The following is a 24,309-nucleotide window of genomic DNA, read 5'->3' as shown; positions in this document are numbered from 1 at the left end:
GACGATGAGCGCCAACCTGGTAAACCTGAACACCAACCCCTGCAAGATGTGCATGCCTCTGGGCGCGGCCACAGCTTTTTACGGTATTAGAAAGTGCATGACCATTCTGCATGGTTCACAGGGGTGCAGCACCTACATCCGGCGGCACATGGCCACCCACTACAACGAACCCGTGGACATCGCCTCCTCCTCCCTGACAGAAGAAGGCACGGTTTTCGGCGGCGCGAAAAACCTCATCAAGGGGTTGGAAAATCTTATCAGGCTCTACCAGCCCGAAGTTATCGGCGTGGCCACGACCTGCCTGGCCGAAACCATCGGCGAAGATGTGCCCGCCATCATCAAGGATTTTTACGAAAGCCACCCCGAAGTGATGGCCGCCATCATTCCCGTAGCCTCGCCAGGGTACGGCGGTTCGCAGTACGAAGGATTTTTTCGCGCGCTGCACGCCGTGGTCCGTCATGTGCCTATGAATACCACGCCCAATGGCCGCATCAACATCATCACAGGCCATCTTTCCGCCGCCGACACGCGGGCGCTCAAGGCTCTGCTGGACATGAGCGGCCTCGAGTACGTGCTGCTGCCCGACCTTTCGCAGAATCTGGATGGCGGGCATGAAGAAACCTACAACCGCCTGCCCCAGCACGGCACGTCCCTTGAAAGCATATCCCTTATGGCTGGCGCGCGCATGACGCTGGAACTGGCCCCCTTCTGCCCGGAGGAATATTCCCCCGGCGCGTACCTGCGCGAAGCCCACGGCGTGCCCCTGCTGCGCATGGGTCTGCCCGTGGGCCTTAGCCTTACCGACGCCTTCGTCTCCACCCTCGAGGCTCTGGGCGGGCAAATCCCGGCCAGCGTGCGGCAGGACCGCGCCCGGCATCTGGACGCTATGATAGACGCCCACAAGTATAACGCCCAATGCCGCGCCGCCATATTCGGCGAACCGGATATGGTACATGCCCTTACCCACGCCTGCTGTGAAAACGGCGCAACGCCGCTGGTTGCCGCCACGGGCGCGCGCTGCTCCGGGCTGGATGCGGCCCTGCGCCCGATCATGACCAAAGCCGCCGAAACCCAGTTTGTGGATGGATTCGACATTCTGGATTTTGCTGATTTTACCGCCATTGAAAACGCGGTGACGACCCACAACGTGAACCTCATGATCGGCAATGGCGATGGCCACCGTATTGAGGAGCGCCAACACATACCCCTGCTGCGCTATGGCTTTCCCATCCACGACAGAATGGGGGGCCAGCGCACACGTATTTTACTCTACGACGGAGGCACCTCGCTTATGGAATCCACTGCCAACGCCATGCTGGCGCGCACAGAGGTCAGCTTTCGCGAAGAACTGTTCCGCAAGTACTACAGGGCTGAAGAAGAAAAAACCGCCAGTACCCCAGCCAGTACCCCCACCTGTAGTCAGGCGGAGCCGCAGGCCGCGTCGCATACAGAGCGGCCTGCGCCATCCCCTGCTGTTCCAAGCGTCAGCGAACGCACGGCGTCCCACCCCTGCTTTACCTGCGGGGCCTGCGCCACGTCAGCCCGGCTGCATCTGCCCATCGCGCCCATGTGCAACCTGAGCTGCAACTACTGCCTGCGCAAGTACGACTGCCCCAACGAAAGCCGCCCTGGCGTGACCACCGCCGTGCTTTCGCCGGAACAGGCCTTTGAACGCTTTATTCAGGTGCGGCGCGACATGCCCAACCTCACAGTAGTGGGCATAGCCGGGCCCGGCGACTCCCTTGCCAATGCCGAGGCGACCTTTCGCACACTTGAAATGATCCGCGCCGAAGATCCGGCTATCACATTCTGCATGTCCACCAACGGCCTGGCCCTGCCCGAGCACGTGGAAGACATGAAGCGCGTGGGCGTAAGCCACGCCACTGTGACCATAAATGCTGTCGATCCCTCCATCGGGGCGCGCATCTACCGCTATGCCGACTTTGGCGGAACGCGGTATACGGGCGAAACCGCCGCCGCCCTGCTACTGGCAAACCAGCTGGCGGGCCTGCGGGCGCTCACGGCGGCTGGCATCGTGTGCAAGGTCAATACGGTACTGCTCAAGGGCATCAACGACCACCACATTCCCAAGGTAGTGGAAACGGTGCGCGACCTTGGCGCGGAGCTGACCAACATCATGCAGCTTATTCCGGTCAAGGGCAGCGCCTTTGAACACATGCCCCTTGTGAGCAACAAGGAACTTATGGACATGCGCAAACGCTGTGAGCCCACCCTCAGGCAAATGTACCACTGCAAGCAGTGCCGCGCCGATGCTGTGGGTCTTCTGGCGGACGACCGCTCCATAGACTACCGGCCCATCAAAATCGACAAGACTCCAGCTCCGTCAGAAGACCACACTGCCAACCCCGCGCCCATTGCCCGGCGCATCCGCATTGCGGTGGCTTCCAAAACTGGCGGCACCGTGGACCAGCACTTTGGGCAGGCTGACCAGTTCTTCATCTATGAAAGTGACGGACGTGAAGCCAGCTTTGTGGAAACACGCAGTGTGTCCCGCTACTGCAAGGGCATGGACGACTGCGGTGAAAAGGCAGGCCGTATGGACGGCATTCTGGCCGCCGTGCAGGACTGTGAAGGCGTGGTGGCCCTGCGCATCGGCGCGAGCCCGCTGGAAAAGCTGCAAACCAGAGGCATCAGCGTTTTTACGCGCTATGAGAAGGTGGACAAGGCCGTTAATGAGGCAGCCAGGGCCCTTTGCGGTTGAGGTCATCATTCTCGCGACGCGGCCCGAGGCTTGGCGGGCCGCGTCGTTCTTTCAGGCATAACCAGCCAAAGGCAGGCCTGCCACAATGCGTACAATTCAACTGCTGGATATCACACTCAGCCTCTTCAGTACGGCCATGCGTTCAGGGCCCGGCCGCCGCAGGCCCAAGCTTTCACACGAAGAATTTACCAGCTGGGCCGGGCGCTGGCAGGTTCTTTTGCAGGATATGGGCTTTCTTGTGGAAATTCCGTCTGACCTGCTGCAACCTCTTCACGACGCTTCGCCTGCGGCTCAAAAGGCAGAATCTTATACAGACCAGCATGCCCCCCTGCTGCCTGCTGCAGCAAAAGACGCGTCTAAAGCAGATGAATGCGGGCCAACCACTGTTAGAACAAACAGCATTGCAGGAACAAATTCGCTTGAGGCAAGCAACCTCGGAGCGGAAGCCAGCGGGGCAGGCGCGGCCTCAGTACCGGACGGGCAATCAACCTGGCTGCGCATGGGTGGCTGTGACGACGCCCTCCCCTTCACGGAGCTTGGCTTTTTCGACAAATTCATAACCCTGCGCGATGTATTGGAATTCTGCCCAGGCGATCAGGCAGGATGCGCCACCGCCCTAGCGGTGCTGTGGCTGTTACGGGGTGGCAAACGTGTGGCCGGCAGCATCGGCGGCCCGGCCCTGCACGGAACTTCTTCAGGCCCGGCGCTTGAAGAAGTGGCCCTGTGTCTTGAAAGTCAGGGCGTACACACAGGTCTGAGCAACCTGCACAAACTGCCCGAGGCCGTAGCCCTGTTGCGTACCGCCGGATTTCGCGTTTCACCCCACAAGGCTGTATTGGGCGACCACATTTTTGCGGTAGAGTCTGGTATTCATGTGGACGGCATTGCGAAGAACCCCGCTCTCTATGAAACCTATCCGCCCGAAAGCGTGGGACTTGCGCGCAGTATTGTGATCGGCAAGCACTCCGGCAGGGCGGCCCTGCGCCTCAAAACCGCCCAACTGGGTATCGACCTTGTGGAAACACACGAAAACCGGTTGCTGGCAGCCGTACAAAAAATGGCCATGCGCCAGCAACACAGCCTCAGTGACAGACAGTTCGCCGCGCTTTGCGCATCTGTCAAAACGCCCTTCGGCAAAAAACGGCACACCGCCGCCCAAACTGAAAGCCGTCCATTGGAGAAAAGACATGGCTGACGTCATTCTTGTGGACACCACATTGCGGGATGGCGAACAGGCTCCCGGCTTCGCCTTTTCACACGGTCTCAAGGTGCGCCTGGCGGCCCTGCTGGATGCTGCGGGCGTGGGGCAGATAGAGGCGGGCATTCCGGCGATGGGGCCGGACGAAAGAAAAACCCTGCGCAAGATTATGGATGTCTGCTTTCAGGCGCGCATCTCCACCTGGAACCGCCTGTGCGAGAACGACATCAAAAATTCCCTGACCTGCGCGCCGCACGTCATTCACGTGTGCTGCCCCCTTTCTGACCGGCAGATCTGCAGCAAGCTCAAAAGCGACCGTCAAAAGGTTATGGCAGCCCTGCGGCAATGCATTGAGCTGGCAGCATCGGGCGGGGCGGAGGTCAGCGTGGGTTTTGAGGATGTTTCATATACGACAGAGCTGCAATTGACCCAGGCGGTGGACGTGGCGGCCCAGGCCGGGGCGCGGCGCATACGCCTCAGCGACACGGTGGGCAGATACACGCCGGACGCCGTGGCCAAAGCCGTACGGCTGGTGCTGCGGCAGGGGCTGGAAGCAGAAATACATGCCCACAACGATTTGGGCATGGCTGTTCCCAACTCACTTATGGCCGCATACGCGGGTGCGCGCTATGTGGACACCACCCTGTGGGGCATTGGCGAAAGAGCGGGCAACTGCGGCATGGGAGCTTTTACCGCGGCTCTGGACCGCCTTGAACATCTTACCTGCGCCGTCAGCGGACAGGGCGCGGCCCGCCTTGAAAGAAAGGCCGCACCCTTTATCCCGCGCGCTCTTCTGGAAGCGTGGAATGTACCCGCCGTGCGGCGCACCTCACACGCGTTCCCCTCTTCATGAAGACCGCGCAATACCTGAAGCAGCCCAATCGGGACAGCGCATGCTTTCAAGGGTTGAAAACAATCAACTGTCGGGCCTCTGCCCGACAAATAACGATGCCACCCGCAAGACGGCCATGCTCTGACAGTTCCGGCAAACCCGAGGGGTGCAATTGCGCATATGGCTGATGCCCGACACTTGCCGCCATCGCCGGACCAGAAGTTTTTTGAACCTGCCCTATAACGGATTCGGGCAAGAATCCGGCCTGCGAGGCTGATATGGAATGCACCTACATTGTCCTTCTGGAAGACGATCAGCACTGTCTGACCACCATCAAGCAGTGCGCCCGGCTGGCGGTATGGCAGCGTAGTGCCAGCAGCGGCGAAATTAAAACCGCCCCTAAAAGCGCATGGCAACAGCTGGCGGCCATCCCCTTCACCCTTTCAGGCTGTTATGAGCTGGCGGAAATGCGCACCCGCATAAAAGCCCTTGAGCAGCATTTGCCCCGGGGAGCCGTCATCGCCGGAACCTCCATTTCAGGGCTGGCGTACAATGAGTTCAGCCATATGGGGTTTTGCCTGTGTGAACTGGAAAGCTTCAGCCCCGACATTCTGGATGCTCTGGCGGCAGAAGTGGCGGCCAAGGCCGAGCCCTCCACGCAAATTCCCACAGAGCCCGTTTCAGGCGACAGCCCGGGGAGCTACAAAATCAACCTTATGGAGGTGCAGGCGGCGCACCCTGAAGTATCGTCCAAAAAAGCCCTGCGCCCTTTTTTGGCTTCAACGCCTTTTGTTGAGCTTGAGATCATCTGTTCACACATGCCTCCCTGGCTTGAGGGGCACATGAAAGAACGCAACCTGACCTGCTCCCGTTCGCGAACGCCGGAAGGCAACCTGCGCCTGCGCATCTCGCACGCCCTGTGCAACCAGACGCCCAACAGCAACACCGGAGACAGACCATGAGCTCTTCCACAAAGCTTGAAACAGTGGCAACACCCTATGGGTGCATGCATAATGTGCATGTTCTTTCCCGCTGGGACAATGGCGCTCCCCGCGCCTGCCACTGCCTTGCGCCGGATATCGCTCCCACGCCTCACGGTTGGCTCATGCCCCTGCACGACATCACCGACGTGCGCCGTAGTTGTGAAAACAGTTTTACACTCTACCCCAACGGCATGTGGCGCAGCCTGGAGTTACAGCATCAAACCAGCGTGCCTACGCCTCTGGGGCTTTTGCCCGCGGAATGGCTGTCGTGGCATCCCGGCGGTGCGCTCAAGCGCATCCTGACGCGCAAGGGAAGATTGAGCGGCTACTGGACTGAAAAGGATGAGGAGGCTCTGGCCCCCTGCCTCGACCTGACGTTGCCTGCAGGCCGGTTCACGGGCAAGGTGCAGGGCCTGCGCTTTCATCCGGGTGGGCAATGCGCCAGCATAACCCTTTGGCCGGGACAAATCTGGACCATCTCCACCCCTGTGGGGCCGCTACCGATACGATATGGGTGTGCGTTTTATGAAGACGGTTCCGTTCGAAGCTGCGAACCCGCCCGTCCTGTCAGCGTGCCAACGCCTCTGGGAAATATCCGCGCCTTTGACCCTGCTGCCCAGGCCGTTTGCGGTGATACAAATTCACTGGAATTCGCTAGCCCTGAAACTTCAGAGTCCCAACCCGGCGCACTACGGTTTGCTGGCGCTACAAAAACATACGCTTCCCTCCATAGTGGGCCAGAGACAGACGAACCGCGTTCAGAAGCAAGTGAAGGCAACGCGGTGCTGAGCCTCAGCACCATCAGCACTGCACTGCACTGGAAATCTGGAACCAACGCAGGAACCATAGCTCCCCGCATGGAAACAGATCAGCTCACGGGTATGAGCACAGTGGTTGTGCCCCTGCACCTCAGCTTTGGCCCGCGCGGGCAGCTTGCTGTTGACGATGGACTTGAGAAATACACGCTGCAAATGACCGCAGTGCAAATTCAGCCTCACATCAACTTGCCCGACATGCGCAGCACACTGGCAGGTTCACTGGCAAAAATGCCGCTATAACAGGGGCAACAGCGCAATCCAGTTTACGCCCCTTGAGTGAAGCTTCTTCTTAGAGCATTTAAACTTTTTCAAAGTTTAAATGCTCTAACGCTGCACAAGCGTACAGCGCGCCGCAACATAATGACAACTTTGAAATGTAATGCATTTCAAAGTTAATCTGCTCTAGTCCTGCCGGGCCCGCCGGTTACATCGTCTGCGAATTTGCGGTCTGAACTTTAGCACCAGCCATGCTGCGGCATTCTGACCAAGCCCGAGGCTCAAATATCAAACCACATGTCTTCGGACGCATCATGATCGTACTGCCCAAGGTACTCACGCAAACGCGAAGAGCCGCAGCCGGATATTTCAGTCCAACTGAGGCGGCTCGGATCTTTTTCCCAGTTCAGCTCATAAATAAAGTGCATGCGTACAGCCAGTACGTTTGGCAATTCGCTTCGAAAGAAGCCCATTTTCTTGCCCAGGAAAACGTAGGGCTGGTCCATTGATGGAGAAGCGGCAGGAACCATGTAAAACAAAATATCAGGCTCACCGGACAAACTCTTGATATCCGGTTCTTCTGGCATCCAGACGCAGGCACCACTGGCAGAAACATTCACTACGGGCGTTTCGGCATCAGCCTCATGACTGTGGCGGTGCAGCAAACTGGTAAGGTCGCAACGAAATTCCGGCGTCTGGGCTATACGCAGCGCGCCTGATGCACGGCAATACTGGTTCGTCCAGTCAATTCTTTTATCCCGGCGCATTTTTCGGACAAAACACCTGCTGGCCAAACGCAAGCTTACATGGCTGATTTCGCCCCGGTTATTTTTTTTCACGCCAAGCACCCGGCCCGCCCCTCGATACCCCAACCTTTCCAGCCCGTTGCTCTGGTTCTTTCGCATCAGGCAGAAAAAAAACTCACACCCATATTGATGGATTTTACATCCCCGCGACAGTACCTCTGTCTCCTGCACTACAAGCGTTGCTTCCCTGCCCAAAACATTGTGCAAACGGCCATAAAGCAGCACATCTCTTGGCCTTCCTTTCCAGGGTATGCAGCAAGTCACCTTAACAAAGGTTCTGTGCCTTTGAGCAGCAGCAAAGGCCTCGCGATCATCCGAGTTCCAGATGCAGCAGATATCGTTGCTTGTTTGCTTCATGACACCACGGACTCTCTAGTTTATTTACTATATCTCTATAAATACTCATATATAACGCTGCATATAAAAAATATGAGCAAAAAAGTATTCAATCTGCACTATACTTTAATTTAATTCATTAATCTTTGCGCACTACAATCAACGTTACATCAATTATCCTGTAGCCTGCACTTGGTGCACATTTATTTTTAAATCCACTGCCCACACGTAAGGCACAACGCCCCGAGCGCCCGGTTAAAGCCTGAGTTTTTTCGCATGGGCTGACTGCAAATGGATGCATTGTGCGCTAGAAACAAACTTTCACAACGCAAGTAGGGTATTTATTGAATAATTTATGTTTCAGTATGAACATTTTCAATAAAATACAACGGGTAGGAATAATTGTGTGATTTCGTATTGGCTACAGGGTAACCCCTGTATCGTGTTTATCTTGTGCGCTCAATAAGATTATCCCTTTGAACCACAGTAAATACTAACCCACTAAGTGCATGCATTGTCAACGTAATCAGGCATCAGAATAATCTGTCAGTTCATATATTAAATAGAGCAATGCAGCATTCCGATTCCGCCACTTCAAAATTCCCACTCTATCCCCAAAAGTTTATTCCTGATTACAGCTAACAGCCCTTCAGTAAAACTTTTCATTCGACTATCAGATACTCAAAACACACAGTAAAAAGCAAAACTATCAAAAATAGCTTCTGATGGTTTTATTTTATCAATCACACCTGTGATTATGCACTCAGTCAGTAAATAAAACTCATTACCAACGCAGATTAAAATACCATGTACTGCACGGCAATACGATAAAATTAAATACTCTTATGCTTCTCACAATAAAAAAATACACTTCTAAAATTATTCAACGACAGCACAACTTTGGTTTACTTTCAAAAATATCAATTGCACAAATCAATTCATACACAATCAAATTTTGTTATATAAGAATAAAACATTTGACTTAAAGAAGAAAATACATTTATTGTTTCGCATAGAAAGGCTTTATGCTTCTCTTCTATTATCGCGTTACCTATTTTAAATGATGCATAGCCATTTTTCTGGCTATAATCACACAAGAGTAGCGCGCAGATGCGGATATCTAAAAGTGGTTATATGTTTTCATATTTACCACTTTGGCGTAAGCGCAGTCGATATCAGCTCTGCCCCTCTTTTTCGGGGAGGGACTACATTCGCTTACTTCGACTCCTTTTGGGAGACTCCAGGTTGTCGCTACGGCAGGGCCGCGCGCTGGGGTTACACGACCCTGCCGGTTATCATTCCAGTGAATGTATCCATACAAGATACAAAAGAGTCAGGCCCTATGGGGGAGGTGCCGCAAGCACGTCTGGCCAAAGCCCTTTTGTAGAAGAAAGCACTCATGCCACGGATAATTGGGCATAAGATCAGGAGCAACAAATGATGGACAATAACTTTTTTGACTACTCCCTCGCAATGGAACGCATAAAATCGGTTACAGGGTGCAAGACACAGCAAGATCTGGCAAAATTTCTAGGCGTGTCACAGTCATGCATTTCGGACGCAAAAAAGCGCATGGCAATCCCTGCCGAATGGCTACTAAAGCTTTTGAGAAAACAGGGTATCAACCCGGAATGGATTCGTAGCGGCATGGGAGCTCAATACCTGCACCCCAGCGAATCCAACAGCGACATTCTGCCGAACACCCACCACAGGCCATCATCAAGCTGCATGATGCAAGAATTCTTCTTTTCCCTTGTCAGAAGGGCGATGGATGGCAGGGCAATGGACAGTAAAAAACTTACATAGCAAAAACATGAATGCCATTCTGCGCAGCCGGGCATTTTGATTGCGAAGAACAGCATTCAGTTGTGGAATCAATAGTCGGCCACTGGCAGGGGGCAACCTGCCAGTGGCCTTTTTATGCCCCCTGAGTCCCCAGGCCGCCCACAGCGGCACTCACATCACCATCGGCAGAAATGGAATTGACGGGAAAAACCCGTCCCACCCTGAGCATTTTTTCAAATTCGCATGCGGGCATGGGCTTGGCATAGTAAAAGCCCTGCGCGTTATAACAACCGTGCCGCATAAGTATTTTTGCCTGTTCTTCAGTTTCTACGCCCTCACAGATGGCACTCATTCCCAGCTGCTTTGTCAGCTCGATCATGCTTCCCAGCACGATCTGCGCCCTCCTGCCCGCAATATTTCTTTTCACAAAACTTCGGTCAAATTTTATGACATCAGCGGCAAAGAGTTGCAGCAGGCCGAGTGACGAATAGCCCGAGCCAAAGTCATCAATGGTCGTTCTGAAGCCAAGTTCTTTCAGTTGCTTGATCTGTATATTGGCGGCTTCGGGGTTACGCAGCATGGTGCTTTCGGTTATTTCCACTTCCAGTAGCCCATGCGGAATGGAATACCGGGAGGCTATTTCCACAAGCTTGCGGCTGAACTCGGGCCGCTCAAAATGCTGACTGGAAAAATTGCAAGATACCGTAGAGGCGCTGATTCCTGCGTTTTCCCAGCTCTGCAGGGCGCTGCACACCTGTTCGAAAATATGAAAGTCCACACGAAGCACATCACCACTGCGCTCAAACAGCGGAATGAAAGATCCTGGCAAAAGCAGGCCATGCGTGGGGTGGTACCAGCGCACCAGCGCTTCACTGCCGATGATGCCATTGGTGAGCATATCCACCTTGGGCTGAAACCAGACCTGTAATTCCCCTTTTTCAAGAGCAAAGCCGATGCCGTCTTTCAAATCCTGATGCAGCAATGAGACCTTGCGCATGCTTTCATCGTAAAAAACTACCCGGCTCTTGCCATGTTGCTTGGCTTCTTGCAGCGCATAGCCCGCCAGATCCAGCGCCTGCTGAATATCATGCGCGGCGCGATGTTCTTCATTGAAAATATAAACGCCGCAATGCAAGTCTATTCTGCTGGGGAAATTGCTTTCAAGCCGCCACTGCTCAACACTGTCGATGATATGGCGCACACGCTGCCCCAGCGTATCCAGCCCCTCATAGCGCACGAATGCTACAAACTGGTCAGCAAAGCACCGGGCACAGATCTCTGAGTCAGAAAGCGAATTTCGCAATGCATCGCCGCATACTTGAAGCAGCTTGTCACCAACAGCAAATCCAAATTTATCATTGATGATTTTAAACTTGTTTATATCAATTTGAATAATTGCATACGATTGCCCGCCATGTTGCTCCAGATGCGCGGCGCATTCGTCCTTGAATTTTTCAAGGGTATTTAAGCCCGTGAGCGCGTCACAACTGAGCACACTCTGCATTCTTGCCCTGACTTTTTTTCTGTTAAGGCAGTAAATGATCAGCAGCAGTACACTGGCGGCAAGGCCGGCCACCGCAACCTCAACACCGGTAAAGACGCCTTCAGGCAAATGGCCAGCCCCCGCGCGCTCGCCCTCGAACAAATAGCTGCCGAGCACACCATCCCGCCCGTCAACAGTCAGCATAGGGGCGACGCTTTCTAGCCAGACCGCGCCGTGCAGCATTTCCCAGTCAAGATTAGGTATAGCGCTTATGGAACCAAGCCAGTGTACAGGCCCCAGCCGCTGACGGCGCTGATCATATGCTGAAATATGAGACCGCAAAAACCAGTCTTCCTTAAAGACGCGAAATGAAGACTGCTGCGGACTGGCAGAGTCGTGCCTACGTTCAAACAGCCACCAGACCCCACCAGCGTTCCCAGGCACGCTTTCAGCAAAAGTAGCGCCCTTTTCTGTCTCAAAGCGTTGTGTACCGCCTGATAAGGCAGCGTCTGCAGTCGCGGGCCGTGTGGAATTTTCATGAACTGCGGCGCTTTCCTCGGGTTCAACCAGTCTGGCAACCATACTTACGCCCGCCACCAGCCTGTCGGCAAAGGCTGCGGCATGCCGCGCTGAGGAGTAAAAATTTTCTCCGTCCCTAACCACGGCAGCAATGGAAATTGAGGCACAGGCCAGCAGAAGCAGCGCGGCCAGTATTGGTAAAATTTGTCTCATCTGTTGTCTCGCGATATCGAGGATCAACGCATTGTATATGTAAAAAGACTGCTGCCTTTGCCAGAACAAAAGGCATTCATCTTGTTTTATAAAATGGTTTGCTTCGCTGTGTATAAAGTGTGACGGCGTACGGGCTGATAAATTTAACTGCGGCGTGGGCGATTTTGCATTCCTGCAAGAGCAAGAAATAGTGCCCGTATAGTGAGAGTAACTACTATTATAAGCGGAAAAATGTAAACCAATTCTATCCAGCGATAAAAAAAATCGCCAAATATCGTTGTTTTTAACCATCAATTATATCAGAAACGCTTTTCCGGTTTTACGGCTAAACACTTTACACATAAAAAAAATCTGGATAATTTTGCCTCTTCAAACACAAAAAACATTACCTGCCACTTTACCCGAAAAGATTTAGCCCAATATTCCTTTGCTTCTGGTTTGCGGCGTACTTTGACATATAACTGTTCAAAATTACTTCTCATTGCCCGCCATGCCATGCTACGAAAGTTATTTTTATGTAACCTCCACGAGGTGATGACCTATGGCCCATCCAGACGACTCTGAAAATTTCTTTGCCCGTGAGGGCAATTCGCAAGCAGAAGATGTAATAAACTATGTACAGGCCATGTTAAACCGCAGCACTGTTGAGTGCAGTACTATTCCAGAAAACATTCGCGGCATCCCGGGTATTGAAAAATTATCTTCTTTGCTTTTCGGCATACGGCACATGACAAACACCCTCAGCAAGGGGGATCTGGACTACAGCTGTTCTGAAAAAGGATACGTCATCGGCTCGCTTAAATCCCTTCAGGCTGATTTGCGTCACATGACGTGGCAAGCGCGTTGTATCGCCAGGGGCGACTATCAACACCGCGTGAATTTTCTTGGCGACTTTTCTACGGCTTTCAACACGATGGCCGAAGAGTTGGATAAAAGCGTCACCAAGCTCACGTCCCTGTCCACAGAGTACAAGGAAATGTCCAACAGGGATGCGCTGACGGGCCTGCTGAACCGCCGCGCCTTTACCAATCAGGCATTGGACGCACTGCAAGAGCACGCCGAAAGATGTTCACAGGCCGTCATCATTATGGTGGACCTGGATTACTTTAAAAAAATCAACGACACATGGGGGCACGCATGCGGCGACGAAGTACTGCGCCAGACGGCGCGGCTGCTGTTGTCCCGTTTACGTGAAGAAGACATTTGCTGTAGATATGGCGGGGAGGAGTTTATTTTGCTGCTGCCCCATACGGACATTCAGCGGGGGGTGTACGTTGCGGAACAACTGCGCCAGAACTTCATTGAATCCTGTATTGTTTATGACGGGCACAACGTGCCCGTGACAGCCAGCTTTGGCGTGAACGGCGTCAGCCTGGACAGCCCGCAAAAATGTCTGAACTCTGTTTTTGACAAGGCCGTAAAACGGGCAGACAAGTACCTGTACGCAGCCAAAAGAGGCGGCAGGAACAAGGTTGTCAGCAACGAGAGGGCTATTGCCAGCCTTACCCCCATGCGGCGGTCAACGCAGAATGATCCCGGCTCTGACATGACGCCCCGGCCTGCCGGGCAGGAAGTCGGTATTTAAACCAGAATTTATATCAAAAAGCAGGCTCTGGGCAGCGCCGCCACAAGATGAGTTGCCTTGTTATCTCACGGGGAACGAGCTTTTTATGCAGGGAGTGCTCTCTGATGGTACTCGACCGGAATAAAAAGAAGTCCGGCGCAAAAAGCTGAAAGGGCGCTGTACCGACGCGGCTTAAACAGCAGCAAGCGCCTTTTCCAGACAGATTGCAGCGTAGTCCAGATCCTCACGGGTATGGGCAGCCATAACCGTCAGCCGCAGCCGCGCCATCCCCTTGGGCACGGTGGGATACCGTATGCAGGGCGCAAAAACTCCCAGAGCCAGCAAGGCATCCGCCGCTTGAGCGGCCTTTTCCTCATCGCCCACCATGATGGGAATAATGGGGCTCTGCCCTTGGACATCCATACCAATCCGGCCCAATTTTTTCACAAAATAGGCAACATTGCCCTGCAAGCGCGCCACCAGTTCCGGGTGAGCGGCTATATACTCCAGCCCCGCCGCTGCCGTGGCCGCCGTGGAAGGTGAAGGGGCTGTGGTGAAGATGAAGGAGCGAGCCGTGTTGCGAATCAGATCGCACAGGCTTGAACTGCCGCAAACAAATCCCCCTTCACTGGGAACCGCCTTGCTCAACGTGCCCGTAACCACAGGCACATCGTCGTGGCTCAAGCCAAAATGCTCCAGAGAACCACGCCCCGTGGCCCCAAGCACGCCAGTGGCATGCGCGTCGTCAACCACAAGCGTCAGGCCATACGTCCGTGCTATGGACGCCAGATCGGGCAGACGCGCAATATCGCCGTCCATGCTGAACACGCTGTCGGTAACGATAAAACCCTGGCGAGGCCGGAGGTGGCGAACCCGCTGCAACAGGTCGTCCATGTCGTTATGAGCATAAACAGCGGTAAGCCCTCGCGCCAGGCGGCAACCGTCAATAATGCTGGCGTGGTTGAGCGCATCGCTGAAAATTACGGTATCCTTGTGGCACAGGGAACTTATAACGCCCACATTGGCCGTGTAGCCGCTGGTAAAGGCCAGGGCCGCCTCACTGCCCTTGAATTCGGCCACAGCGGCCTCAAGACGCATATGCGGGGTCATATTGCCCGTCACAAGCCGTGAACCGCCTGACCCTACGCCAAATTCTTCCACTGCGCGGATAGCCTCGCGGCAGATATGCCCGTTGGTGTTAAGTCCCAGATAGCTGTTGGACGAAAAAAGCAGCACACGCTGGCCGTCAATCACCACTTCCCTGCCTTGCGGCGTCGAAAGGGTGCGTAACTTCCGGTACAGATGTGCGGCCTTGATGGCGTCAATTCGGGAGGCAAAGCTGTCCATGCCTACTCCATGCAGACCATGACGGGCTGATGTTCAAGATAGTCCATGCACTGTTCCAGGCTGCCCGGCTCTCCCCTGAAGAGAAAAATGCGGCCTCCCAGTTGCATGCCGCTGGCCTTGATGTGGTGGATGCGCACATACCCCCGGTCGCGGGAGGCGAAGTAGCCCGTCGTGTAGTCGGGGTCATCGGAAATACACAGTTCGCCGATAATCTGGGGGCAGGACGCCACCTTGCTGGCAAGACAAAGCGCCTCTTTGAAGTGATTTTTGCCTTCGCCGCTATTGCCCGTATAGTCCATACATGTGGCCCGTACCCCGCGCTGCTGGTCTGGCTCCAGCCGTTGCAGATTGTCTGCATGCAGCAGCACGGCACCGCGCATGGGTTCGCGCAAGCCATACAGCAGAGACAACACAGGGGCGGATTGCAGCCCCAATGCGCGAAGTTCGGCATCCAGTACCCGGCGGGCTTCATCCATATCTTGCACTTTGGGATCACGCACGGGCAGAGCCTGTATGGTCAGAAGAGGCCGGGTTATGTGCCGTACCGTAACTGTTACGTTTTCAGCCGGGCCGTTGGGATGTTCCAGACCGCGTCTGGTCAGGGCGTCCATGACCTGAGCCATTTCACGCCGTTCCACAATGCGCTCTGCCCCCGAGATATGACGCGAACCGCTTTCTGCCCGCATCTTGATACTGTATAACATACCCTTTGCGTCCTCATTAAGCGAATCATTTTGCGCTGCAATGTCTGCACATGCCGCGCATGGCCAGCATCGCCCCGATGGCAAAAAGGTGCCAGCCAAGCGAGCAGCAAATTACGCCGAAATCACTGCCGAACCCCCGGGCCTGACTGCCAGCAGCATGGCCGCCCACATTCGCGATCTTTGTGGAGCCGACTCTTTCCCAAAGCCGCCTCTTGGTCAAGGGCGTAGCCGATGGAGGCAAAACTTCAGTGCGTCAATGCCCCCGGCAACTTCTGCCAAAGAACAGAAGTAATGCATGGCAGCGATCAAGAACGCGGATATGCTGTACGGAAAAATCGGCTGACGCAAGATTCCACAAATGGCCAAAAAGACCGCACCATTTGTTGCCCAAAGGCAGGCTTCGCACATAAAAAAGGGGCAGTTGCCCAGGTGGGCAACCTACGCCCCCCCGTGCTGGTCTTGGGCAGCGCCAGTAAACAACGTCCAGCCTGGCCCCGAGGCAACCAGATTTTTATTGAACGGGACAAAACGGTCGGCCCATCTGGCAAAAAATGCGGGGTCGGCCACAACTGCATCGTAGGGTGAAAGTGACTTCTGGCCTGTCTTTTCAACCGCGTTCGGAAGAAAAAACTCCGCAAAAGGCCACCATACAGAGCGGAGTCCTTGTTCCCCCAGGCGCAGACAGTAATCCCATACAGCTGTATGCGGCATGCTGACGTCAAACCCGCCGGCCAGATTCAGGGTTTCAGCACGTGTGAACAGGCACAGGCTGTCCAGTGCGTCTACTGTTCTGGCCAGCATATTCCAGCCAAACCAGCTCGGCTCCTCAGAAGCAAGACCACGAAAGATCGCGGTCAGGCGGCCACTGCCGTCGGCAAGATAACCGCCGTGCAGCATAGTGCCCCTATCGCTCAACAATTTTCCGCCCACAGCCCCTACCCCGTCCCGGCAAAGGCATGAAACCAACTCCTCAAGCCAGCCATCCGTCAGGGGAACCACGCCGCCAGAAAGAAATCCTAAAATCCGTCCTTGCGCGTGTTGTGCCCCCATCTGCAACCGTGCCGGCTGTGCAAGCCCGGCGGCATGCGCCAACAGATGAACGTTTTTGGGCAGGACGCGCTGTACCTTTGCAAGAAACGGCCTGGAAGCAGTTTCGCTATGCAGCGCCAGAATTTCATATTTCCCGTAGCCCGTTCGGGCTGACAAGGCGGAAAGCTGCGCTCCCAAAAGGGGGAGTGATTCTTCCATATCAAGAATCAGGCTGACCAGAGGCCGCGGTTCCGGCAAGGGAAGCTTGAGCCGCAAAAACTGCAAATTGGGTATCGTTGACACGACAGCCCCAGCGACAAAACTCTCAATGTGCCCCTGAACCGCCTGTATTGCACTGCCCTCGACCTCGCTTTTTACCCTGACGTCAGTTGCCGTGCTGCCCGCATGCGCGCGCCAGTGGTAAAGCACCTGGGGAATATGGACAAAGCGTGCGGCGTCCTCGCCCGCCGTATACCGCAGCAGCATGTCAAAATCCTGCGCACCGCGAAAACCTTCCCTGAATCCGCCAAGATCACGCATGCGGTCTGTACGGTATACGCCGAGATGGTTGACGAAATTCTGCGCATACAGCAGTTCCCAATCCCATTTGCCATTTTTGAAGTGTGGATAAAAGGCGGAGCCGTCATCATTGACTTTGTCTTCATCAGAATAAAAAAGCAGGCCGTCTGGGTGCGTTGCTATGGCTTCAGCCACAATTCGCAGGGCTTCCGGTGCGAGCAGGTCGTCCTGGTCCAGCAGGGCTACATACGGATGGTGTGCCGCAGCAAGGGCCGTGTTGGTGGCAGCAGCTATATGCCCGTTTTCCGACCGACAGGTGACGCGTATTCTGGAATCAACGCTGACGTAGTGGTCCAGAACAGCCTTTACCACAGGGTCTGTGGAGGCATCATCTGCAATGCAAAGCTCCCAGTGTGGATACTGCTGCGCCAGCACAGATTCAATTGCAGCCACAAGGTGTTCTTTTTGTGGATTGTAAACCGGCATAAGCACAGAAAAGGCAATGTTCTTATCCAAAGAGGTACACGTTGAGGCCGCCGTTACGGATGGCTTCTGGGACAATTCAGACCTGTGCCGCCAGAGGGTATACGCCCAGGCCGCCCCTGGAGAGAGAGGAAGTTGCTGGCCTATCTTCCAGAATTTATTCATGAACGGCATATAGCTGGCAACTTTGAATTTGCTCGCGTCCTCCAGCCACGCTGTATACTGGTCTGCCAATTCGTCCATTCCAATACCAGCGCACCACTGATGCATGGACTTTGCGGCTGTAACGTATTCTTCAAACTCCTTGCAGAACCCCACCAGATTGCTGAACGCAAACGAAGCCGCCGCCCTGTCTCTTGCCATACACGCATGCAGATACAGCCCCAATGCCCCTTCTGGCGAGGGAAAAAGCTTGAGCATGGCAAGCTGAACAGCAGTGCTACCCTCTGCATCTACATCACAATCCGCGCGAACCAGGGCCTGCCAGCCTTCCTCCCATAACGGGTAACGCACAAGAAGATCCCTGATTTCATTACGGGCTGACACTGCGGCTATTCTGTTCAATTGCTGGCACTGCTGTAGGGGTAATGCACCTTGCAGGGTCTGCCACGGCCCTACCTTCAAAAACATGCCATCGTTTTTCAAATGCAGATGCCAGTCGGGCACAAGCAATGACAGGCTATGCTGCGCAAGATGGGCAAAATTCTCAGTTTCATGCTTGTGCCTGCCTGGCGTCTGGCTTGTGTGGTGGACCACCCGCGAATCGGGGTTTACGGTCATTCTGTAGCCCTGGCTGTACAGGCGGGCGCAGATGTCCACATCTTCCACGCCGTTGACGTAGTGTTCGTCAAACATACCTGCGGCCATAAATATGGAACGCGGCATCACCATACAGGCTGCCGTGATGATCTGAAAAAAACGCCGTTTTTTCGCCAGGGCACAGTCAGCGGCTATGCCTTCATAGAGGTGCCCAACCTTGAGATTGGGCGAAACAAAGACGCCAAGATGCTGCACAGTATGTCCGAAAATCGCGTCTTCGGGATAAAGCAGCACTGGCCCGGTGGCGGCAATATCCGGGTAGGCCGAAAAATCGTCGATAAGCGGCTGGTACCACCCCGGAAGGGGCACCGTGTCGTTGTTGAGAAAAATGAGAAATGTTCCCTGGGCCATTTTTGCCCCCAGGTTGGACGCTGGCCCAAAATTCAGGTTGGCTTCGCAGCGCTGATACCTGAACATGGCCCCAAAAAGCTGCGCCCCCAGAAGGGGGCATTGCTCCGGCGTTGCGTCGGAAGAGGCATTGTCCACAACGATCACTTCGCAGGCTTTGCCAGCAGTAGTGGCCGCCACCGCTTCAAGGCAGGCACGGGTGTACTCCCATTGATTAAAGACAGGAATGATAATTGAAGACTCAATATAGCCGGACATGTGCCCTCCGAAATTTTCTGCACCTGGCAACGACCGCCCACCATGCTCACGCCATTGACATGCCGTAAAAGATTAGTATGTGCTTTACGTGAGGTCAAACAAGGCTTGGGAGCAAATTGGGGGGTCTGCGAACTGCCCTGTTCAACAGTTTGAATGATCCATGGCGGCAGCTAAATTTTGTAATCTGCGGGGCCTCTTGCAGAGGATTGAGGCCTGCCTGTCACCGGCACCGAACGTTGAGCAAATTTGCCTTTGTACAATCAAGCGTCTAGTATTGTAGTCGTCAATCAACAGTGCCTGTTGAAACATCAAGATAACAACCTTAACTGCAAGGATTTATACTATGGGAGCACTGAGCATACAACATTTGCTTGTTGTGCTGGTGGTTGTGATCGTGCTGTTTGGCGCGAAAAGCTGCCTGAAATTGGCAGCGGGCTTGGCAAGGCCATAAAAAACTTCAAGCAGGCCACCAGCGAACAGGAAGAAACGGACATACCCGCCCGCGATAGCGAAAAAAACGACAACAAGCCGAAATAATCACGATTGTTCTTTGCATCTGCTGCGGCACCGGAATCTCTGGATATACAGACCTGTACTGAAGCCTGCCCTTTGCCTCGACGCCTGACGTTGACACACAAACCCCATCTTTTAGTCTGCTGCTGGCAAAAGACTCATATTATTACGGCGCTAGCCTGTTGCATGCGCCAACGGGCGAAACAAAAAACACCCGCTATTGGCCTCCCCCCGCCGACGCAACAGGGGACATGCCAATAGCGGGTGGCGCTGATTTTACAAAAGCAACATCAAAGCAGACGGTTTGCTGTTGCCTGCTACCTCAAGCTTTACTGGCTGGAGGACGGGTAAACAGCCTATTGGAACACCATACCTAGAGCCATTTCAGCCCAAATCCCGGCATGCCAGCTTCGTAGTGACCGCCAGCTCAGGCATTTGCTCCCTTCATTCCTTCCTGGGGGTAGCGTTCACCGTGTACTGCTTCCGCCGCAAATGCAGCATCAAGCAATGCAATGTCCTCTTGCGGCAGAGTAATCTGCACTGCACGGCAGTTTTCTTCAAGTCGACCAATACTGCGCGTACCGGGAATGACCACAAGGCGCTCATAACGGCTGAGAAGCCACGCCAGAGCGATCTGCGCCGAAGTGCAGCCCTGTTTTTCAGCCACAGCCTGCAAGGATGGCAAAAGCTTCGCATTGTTACGGAGATTTTCCCCCTGAAAACGCGGATTGGCCCGCCGGAAATCCCCGGCCTCCAACTGCTCCACTGAAGCGTATTTTCCTGTCAAAAACCCCCTGCCCAGGGGGCTGTAAGCAACGAAACCAATGCCCAGCCGACTGCATGCGGGCAAAACCGAGCCTTCCATTTCGCGCGTCCACAAGGAATATTCGCTTTGCAACGCAGCCACAGGATGCACGGCATGGGCCTTTTCCAGCGTAGCTGCTGAAACTTCGCATAAGCCTATATGCGCTATCTTGCCCTGCTTCTTCAGGTCGGCGAGTACGCCCATTGTGTCTGCGATATCGACATCGGTATTAATCCTGTGGGCGTAATACAAGTCTATGCGCTCCACACAAAGCCGCTTTAGCGATGCATCGCAGGCGCTGCGGATATAGTCTGGAGAGTTGTTGATGCTGCGTTTGTACGAGTCCGCAGGGTCTCGGTCGATGCCGAACTTCGTTGCAATGCGTATGCGACCGCTTGCGTACTCTTGTGGATGACGGGCAATGAATTTGGCGATAAGCCGCTCATTGTGACCACGCCCATACATGTCGGCAGTATCAAGCATGGAGACGCCCAGTTCCAGAGTGTGATCAAGAACCTTCAGACAAGCTTCGTCATCGGGCGAAGCACCGTAAAATTCCGACATGCCCATTGCGCCAAAGGAAATGGCGGATGCGGAGAACCCGTCGCCGAGCTCTCGTACTGGCATTGCTGTATTGTGCTGTGTCATTGTTTTTGTCTCCTCACCGTTATTTGTTTTCTGAGCCGTAGCAAACGCGGCCTGTTTTCTGTTTTGCTCAAGCAATACGTACCTTGCCAGCAGCAAGTTTGTCAGAGATTACGCCAAGCTTTGCGCCAGACTTTAAGGCGGTCTTTAAGGCAGGTTTTGAGCGAGCCTTGAAGCAGGAATTTCCCACGAAGTTGCGGCTGGTCGTGCGCGGCGCATTCCGAACATTTCCCGGATATGCAGGCCGGGTTATCCGCGCCCCTTTCGCCTCATGAACGTAGACAGCTATGACCGATTTGCATCATACTTCTTTTGTGATACCTTTTAGGTATGACAAAGATCATTTCTGAATCAGCCCTGAATGCAATCGATGTACGGCATTTTTATTATTTCTCTGTCGTTGCGGAGGAAAGCAGCCTGCGACGCGCTGCCGAACGGCTGTTTATGGCGCAGCCGCCATTGAGCCGCCAGATAAAACAACTGGAAGAACGGCTGGGGGTGGCCCTTTTTGTCAGGCACAGCAAAGGGCTCACCCTTACGGACGAAGGGGCCAAGGTGCTGGCAATAGTCCAACCGCTTTTGCGTATGAAAGAGGCAACCTACAAACGGCTGCGAGAGGAAATCCAGCCCGGCGCGCAAATTGCGCGCATCGGTTTCACAACCGCCTTTGAGCAGGGGATTTTTACCGATCTGGAGAAGCGGTTAACGAACTTCTACAATGGTGGGATTCATATACAGCGGGAAGCCTCAACCAGGCTCGCGCGTGACACGCGCAGGGGAAAACTTGACGCCGCCTTTGTCGCTCTGCCCCTGGATGCACCGGGGCTGCTGGTGCAGGAATTGCCCTATGCTGAACCAATGCTCGCCGCCTTGCCTGCCCTATGGCCGGCAGCCAAGGGTTCACCTGCGGAAACGCCATCTCTTAGAAGCTTTAATGAGAGGCCGTTATTCTGGTTCAAGCGGGAAGCTAACCCTGGTTTTTTTGACTATGCAAAAACCCGCTTTGCGCAGGCAAATTTCATACCCTGCTTTCTTGAAGAACCTGCGGAACACGACGTGCTGCTGGCCCGCATCGCCGCTGGTGAAGGCATGGGGCTGTTGCCAGCCTCATTTGCGGCAATACGAAGGGACGGCGTCGTCTTCAAGCCACTGCAAGAAAGCGATGCATTCCATTTACGCCTCGGCCTTGTTGCACTGCCGGACAAAAACCAACTTGTACAAACACTGGCCACAATGGCGCCGCCCGCGTGGGCGTGATGGAGGATACAGTAGTTACGGCGACAGGCAGGATACAGCAGGCCCAGAGTTGGCAGCAGAGCCATCGTCGATTCGCGGCAACGCTGTTCCAGGCAGGCAACAAGCAGCGCTACAACAACGATGGACTTGTGAGCGACAAAAATGCTGCGGCTTGGCCGCCCTCGTGGCGGCACAGACACCGCAGGCGCTGATGGCAGAACAACGGCACTTTCTTTTATGCACCTGAATTTTTGATATTTTAAAATATCCGGCAGAACAAATAGAGCCAACATAACTGGTGAGGCGCGGATTTCAAAAAATCTGTGCCACATCAAAGCATTGCAGCTACACGCTATTATGCAAAACGCGCGAAACCCTCTCGGCAAGATCCTTAAAAGAACAAAAAAGCGAACCATGTTCCAACAAAAAAGGGATTACAACAACCTGTTGTAATCCCCTATCTTCTTATGGTGCCGAAGGGGAGAATAGGCACCGCGACACCATCGCGTTAAAAACAGCCTGTAATCATTGATAATATTTTTTAGAAAATTTGTCTATGACCCCGCACTTTGACCCCCTAGCTTGACATCACTTAGGTGACTCTGTGTCAAGCTTTTTGATAGGAGCGGTCTATTTCTGTTTGTTTCCCCCGCAGGTGGTAATGCAAGAGAAGTGCTCCCCAAAAAGAGCAAAGCAAAGAGGGGAAAGGTTTTGCTTGACTCATGGCCTCATGAGAAAAAAGCGAGGCCTGGTTAACCTCGCTTCTGCCCGCATCGTCTGGTGAACCTTTCCTTTTACAGGTAATCAACACCCTACTTCCTTCTGGTGTCTGATTGCCAGAACAGTAACGGCTTCCCCGTTTTCGGCGTAGTGGTACAAAAGGACATATCCAGCCCCGCCAAACGGAATGAGCAATTCCCGGTGTTCAGGCTCCAAATCCTCAGCCGGACGTCCGGCTTGTGGGAACTGCTCCAAAAGTTCAGCCTGTTTCAAAATAAGCGCTGCCGCCGTTTTCGCTGCATCAATGTCTTTTTCAGCAAGAAAACTATAAAGGCGCTGAACACATTCAAGAGACCTCGGCGACCAGACGACTATATGTGACATTTGGGCGGCTCCACGTTGTCACCCGCTGCAAGTTGCGAGAGCCATTCCTTAGCCTCGGCATTCGTCAGATGTAGGCCTGTCCGTTGATATTCTTCCCAAGCGGCTATGCCTTCTTGCCGCCATGCTTCCCGTTTTTCTTCACGGCTCACAAAATTTTCTATTGCCTGAATCATGAGCGCGTGGGGCGTGCGTTGGCGGGATTCCGCAAGGCGCTGCAAGCGTTCACGCAGTTCGCCGGGTATTTTTATGCTGGTTGATAATGCCTTTAATGGGGCTTGTGTCTGCATAACTCCACCTCCTAAAAACAACAGTGGCTACCTTTTGGTTTTTAGTCAATCTGGGTTCCAAGGACGATGCCCTAGCCAGCGCCCTGCATGGTTGTGGCCGAGTTGGGTAGACTGGCTGCCGGGTTAAACGCGGGCCTTCGTTACTTTCTTACTTACAGGCCTGGTCTTTTTGGCTTCAAGCCGTGGCGTCTGGTCTGCCGGCGTGTGTGCAAACTCAAAGTGAACATAGAGCTTGATGAAAGCATGATAGCCCAGAGCCGCTAGTTGCTCGTCCGTGCCCCTTTGGTCCCAACCCAATGGAAAGATAACAGCACCGTATAATATCTGTCCATGCAAACAGGGCGGGATCCCCAAAAACTCCCGCCCTGCAACCAGCCAGTAGTTCTCTACCTGCCTTCACTTTCAGGCAAGGCCAACCTTTCCGGTTCACCCACAGCTTCATCCATTGCAGGGTGGCTGCCGCTTTTGCGGCTTTCCAGTTCCATCGATACCGCCGCCGCAGTGAATACCCCCGCGATTCCGGCCAGTATGCCACCTATAAACGTCCATTTACTACTCATGATTTGCTCCTTTTCAGTTGCGTAACTGCAGGAGGCGGGATAATTCCCGCCTCCTGCAATCAATTATTTTGTCGGTTAATCATCCCAATTTTCCTTGATGACCTGCAACACAGCAATGGCAACAGGTATCCATGCCAGTGGGTTCATATTAGCCTCCTTATGTGTCAGCAGCGCGGA

18 protein-coding genes and 2 pseudogenes are annotated in these 24,309 nt (G+C 54.0%); 11 read left to right on the top strand and 9 right to left on the bottom strand.

What is annotated here, in order from left to right; translation table 11 throughout:
* Window positions 1-4: 4 nt before the first annotated feature.
* From nifB to HNQ38_RS05330, 5 genes are all read left to right on the top strand, one after another.
* Complete coding sequence (gene nifB / locus HNQ38_RS05350; protein ID WP_183718403.1) at window positions 5-2,722, top strand: nitrogenase cofactor biosynthesis protein NifB; 2,718 nt, start codon at window positions 5-7, stop codon at window positions 2,720-2,722.
* Window positions 2,723-2,807: 85 nt separating this feature from the next.
* Complete coding sequence (locus HNQ38_RS05345) at window positions 2,808-3,917, top strand: homocitrate synthase/isopropylmalate synthase family protein (protein ID WP_183718402.1); 1,110 nt, start codon at window positions 2,808-2,810, stop codon at window positions 3,915-3,917.
* Entirely contained in the window at window positions 3,910-4,773 is an 864-nt protein-coding gene (locus tag HNQ38_RS05340; protein WP_183718401.1) for a beta/alpha barrel domain-containing protein, read from the top strand. The genes HNQ38_RS05345 and HNQ38_RS05340 overlap by 8 nt, the downstream gene beginning before the upstream one ends.
* Window positions 4,774-5,030: 257 nt before the next feature.
* Window positions 5,031-5,714 carry a Fe-only nitrogenase accessory AnfO family protein gene (locus HNQ38_RS05335; protein ID WP_183718400.1) on the top strand — a complete coding sequence of 228 codons (684 nt, stop codon included), beginning with the start codon at window positions 5,031-5,033 and terminating at the stop codon, window positions 5,712-5,714.
* On the top strand, window positions 5,711-6,793 hold the full coding sequence (locus tag HNQ38_RS05330) for a hypothetical protein (protein WP_183718399.1): 1,083 nt from the start codon (window positions 5,711-5,713) through the stop codon (window positions 6,791-6,793). Before HNQ38_RS05335 ends, HNQ38_RS05330 begins: the two co-directional genes overlap by 4 nt.
* A gap of 257 nt (window positions 6,794-7,050) precedes the next feature.
* Here the strand turns inward: HNQ38_RS05330 and HNQ38_RS05325 are convergent, their stop codons facing one another.
* A complete protein-coding gene (locus HNQ38_RS05325) occupies window positions 7,051-7,536 on the bottom strand; it encodes a hypothetical protein (protein WP_183718398.1) in 486 nt (161 codons plus the stop codon).
* A gap of 39 nt (window positions 7,537-7,575) precedes the next feature.
* On the opposite strand from HNQ38_RS05325, the gene HNQ38_RS05320 reads away from it, so the two are divergent.
* Entirely contained in the window at window positions 7,576-8,046 is a 471-nt protein-coding gene (locus tag HNQ38_RS05320) for a hypothetical protein (protein ID WP_183718397.1), read from the top strand.
* Between the two features lie 1,302 nt (window positions 8,047-9,348).
* Complete coding sequence (locus HNQ38_RS05315) at window positions 9,349-9,717, top strand: helix-turn-helix domain-containing protein (protein WP_183718396.1); 369 nt, start codon at window positions 9,349-9,351, stop codon at window positions 9,715-9,717.
* 112 nt (window positions 9,718-9,829) lie between these two features.
* Here the strand turns inward: HNQ38_RS05315 and HNQ38_RS05310 are convergent, their stop codons facing one another.
* Entirely contained in the window at window positions 9,830-11,911 is a 2,082-nt protein-coding gene (locus tag HNQ38_RS05310; protein WP_183718395.1) for a putative bifunctional diguanylate cyclase/phosphodiesterase, read from the bottom strand.
* A gap of 541 nt (window positions 11,912-12,452) precedes the next feature.
* Between HNQ38_RS05310 and HNQ38_RS05305 the strand changes: the two genes are divergently transcribed.
* Window positions 12,453-13,496, top strand: coding sequence for a sensor domain-containing diguanylate cyclase (locus HNQ38_RS05305; RefSeq protein ID WP_183718394.1), 1,044 nt, complete (start codon window positions 12,453-12,455; stop codon window positions 13,494-13,496).
* Window positions 13,497-13,667: 171 nt separating this feature from the next.
* Here HNQ38_RS05305 and bioF read toward each other — a convergent pair whose 3' ends face one another.
* The 3 genes from bioF to HNQ38_RS05290 form a co-directional block, all read right to left on the bottom strand.
* A complete protein-coding gene (gene bioF, locus HNQ38_RS05300) occupies window positions 13,668-14,822 on the bottom strand; it encodes an 8-amino-7-oxononanoate synthase (RefSeq protein ID WP_183718393.1) in 1,155 nt (384 codons plus the stop codon).
* 2 nt (window positions 14,823-14,824) lie between these two features.
* On the bottom strand, window positions 14,825-15,526 hold the full coding sequence (locus HNQ38_RS05295; protein ID WP_183718392.1) for a 6-carboxyhexanoate--CoA ligase: 702 nt from the start codon (window positions 15,524-15,526) through the stop codon (window positions 14,825-14,827).
* A gap of 438 nt (window positions 15,527-15,964) precedes the next feature.
* Window positions 15,965-18,982: a glycosyltransferase gene (locus HNQ38_RS05290; protein WP_183718391.1), complete on the bottom strand. Its 3,018-nt coding sequence runs from the start codon at window positions 18,980-18,982 to the stop codon at window positions 15,965-15,967.
* A 343-nt stretch (window positions 18,983-19,325) separates the two neighbouring features.
* Here HNQ38_RS05290 and tatA point away from each other — a divergent pair.
* A pseudogene (gene tatA, locus HNQ38_RS05285) lies at window positions 19,326-19,519 on the top strand (twin-arginine translocase TatA/TatE family subunit).
* A 403-nt stretch (window positions 19,520-19,922) separates the two neighbouring features.
* Here the strand turns inward: tatA and HNQ38_RS05280 are convergent.
* Window positions 19,923-20,948, bottom strand: a complete 1,026-nt coding sequence (locus HNQ38_RS05280; RefSeq protein WP_246388009.1) for an aldo/keto reductase — start codon at window positions 20,946-20,948, stop codon at window positions 19,923-19,925.
* A gap of 327 nt (window positions 20,949-21,275) precedes the next feature.
* On the opposite strand from HNQ38_RS05280, the pseudogene HNQ38_RS14540 reads away from it, so the two are divergent.
* Window positions 21,276-21,482 (top strand): annotated as a pseudogene (locus HNQ38_RS14540) (LysR family transcriptional regulator); the annotation flags it as partial.
* A 48-nt stretch (window positions 21,483-21,530) separates the two neighbouring features.
* The gene (locus HNQ38_RS05275; protein WP_246388008.1) at window positions 21,531-22,202 is read left to right on the top strand and encodes a LysR family substrate-binding domain-containing protein; all 672 of its coding nucleotides are present in this window, start codon (window positions 21,531-21,533) and stop codon (window positions 22,200-22,202) included.
* 783 nt (window positions 22,203-22,985) lie between these two features.
* On the opposite strand, the gene HNQ38_RS05270 is transcribed toward HNQ38_RS05275, so the two are convergent.
* From HNQ38_RS05270 to HNQ38_RS05260, 3 genes are all read right to left on the bottom strand, one after another.
* Window positions 22,986-23,285, bottom strand: coding sequence for a type II toxin-antitoxin system RelE/ParE family toxin (locus tag HNQ38_RS05270; protein ID WP_183718390.1), 300 nt, complete (start codon window positions 23,283-23,285; stop codon window positions 22,986-22,988).
* Window positions 23,273-23,572: a CopG family ribbon-helix-helix protein gene (locus tag HNQ38_RS05265; RefSeq protein WP_183718389.1), complete on the bottom strand. Its 300-nt coding sequence runs from the start codon at window positions 23,570-23,572 to the stop codon at window positions 23,273-23,275. The genes HNQ38_RS05270 and HNQ38_RS05265 overlap by 13 nt, the downstream gene beginning before the upstream one ends.
* 386 nt (window positions 23,573-23,958) lie before the next feature.
* Complete coding sequence (locus tag HNQ38_RS05260; RefSeq protein ID WP_183718388.1) at window positions 23,959-24,132, bottom strand: hypothetical protein; 174 nt, start codon at window positions 24,130-24,132, stop codon at window positions 23,959-23,961.
* Window positions 24,133-24,309 lie beyond the last annotated feature (177 nt).

Origin of the sequence: Desulfovibrio intestinalis, from assembly GCF_014202345.1 — a bacterium.
In the GTDB taxonomy this organism is placed as follows: domain Bacteria; phylum Desulfobacterota; class Desulfovibrionia; order Desulfovibrionales; family Desulfovibrionaceae; genus Desulfovibrio; species Desulfovibrio intestinalis.
Note: the sequence above shows the minus strand (reverse complement) of the source record. Positions and strands in the feature narration are given on the sequence as shown.

Coding starts and splice junctions, on each gene's coding strand:
- HNQ38_RS05260 (WP_183718388.1), bottom strand. CDS start 24,132: ATGAGTAGTAAATGGACGTTTATAGGTGGCATACTGGCCGGAATCGCG.
- HNQ38_RS05315 (WP_183718396.1), top strand. CDS start 9,349: ATGATGGACAATAACTTTTTTGACTACTCCCTCGCAATGGAACGCATA.
- HNQ38_RS05310 (WP_183718395.1), bottom strand. CDS start 11,911: ATGAGACAAATTTTACCAATACTGGCCGCGCTGCTTCTGCTGGCCTGT.
- nifB (WP_183718403.1), top strand. CDS start 5: ATGAGCGCCAACCTGGTAAACCTGAACACCAACCCCTGCAAGATGTGC.
- HNQ38_RS05265 (WP_183718389.1), bottom strand. CDS start 23,572: ATGCAGACACAAGCCCCATTAAAGGCATTATCAACCAGCATAAAAATA.
- HNQ38_RS05305 (WP_183718394.1), top strand. CDS start 12,453: ATGGCCCATCCAGACGACTCTGAAAATTTCTTTGCCCGTGAGGGCAAT.
- bioF (WP_183718393.1), bottom strand. CDS start 14,822: ATGGACAGCTTTGCCTCCCGAATTGACGCCATCAAGGCCGCACATCTG.
- HNQ38_RS05270 (WP_183718390.1), bottom strand. CDS start 23,285: ATGTCACATATAGTCGTCTGGTCGCCGAGGTCTCTTGAATGTGTTCAG.
- HNQ38_RS05330 (WP_183718399.1), top strand. CDS start 5,711: ATGAGCTCTTCCACAAAGCTTGAAACAGTGGCAACACCCTATGGGTGC.
- HNQ38_RS05325 (WP_183718398.1), bottom strand. CDS start 7,536: ATGCGCCGGGATAAAAGAATTGACTGGACGAACCAGTATTGCCGTGCA.
- HNQ38_RS05275 (WP_246388008.1), top strand. CDS start 21,531: ATGAAAGAGGCAACCTACAAACGGCTGCGAGAGGAAATCCAGCCCGGC.
- HNQ38_RS05290 (WP_183718391.1), bottom strand. CDS start 18,982: ATGTCCGGCTATATTGAGTCTTCAATTATCATTCCTGTCTTTAATCAA.
- HNQ38_RS05295 (WP_183718392.1), bottom strand. CDS start 15,526: ATGTTATACAGTATCAAGATGCGGGCAGAAAGCGGTTCGCGTCATATC.
- HNQ38_RS05345 (WP_183718402.1), top strand. CDS start 2,808: ATGCGTACAATTCAACTGCTGGATATCACACTCAGCCTCTTCAGTACG.
- HNQ38_RS05320 (WP_183718397.1), top strand. CDS start 7,576: ATGGCTGATTTCGCCCCGGTTATTTTTTTTCACGCCAAGCACCCGGCC.
- HNQ38_RS05280 (WP_246388009.1), bottom strand. CDS start 20,948: ATGACACAGCACAATACAGCAATGCCAGTACGAGAGCTCGGCGACGGG.
- HNQ38_RS05335 (WP_183718400.1), top strand. CDS start 5,031: ATGGAATGCACCTACATTGTCCTTCTGGAAGACGATCAGCACTGTCTG.
- HNQ38_RS05340 (WP_183718401.1), top strand. CDS start 3,910: ATGGCTGACGTCATTCTTGTGGACACCACATTGCGGGATGGCGAACAG.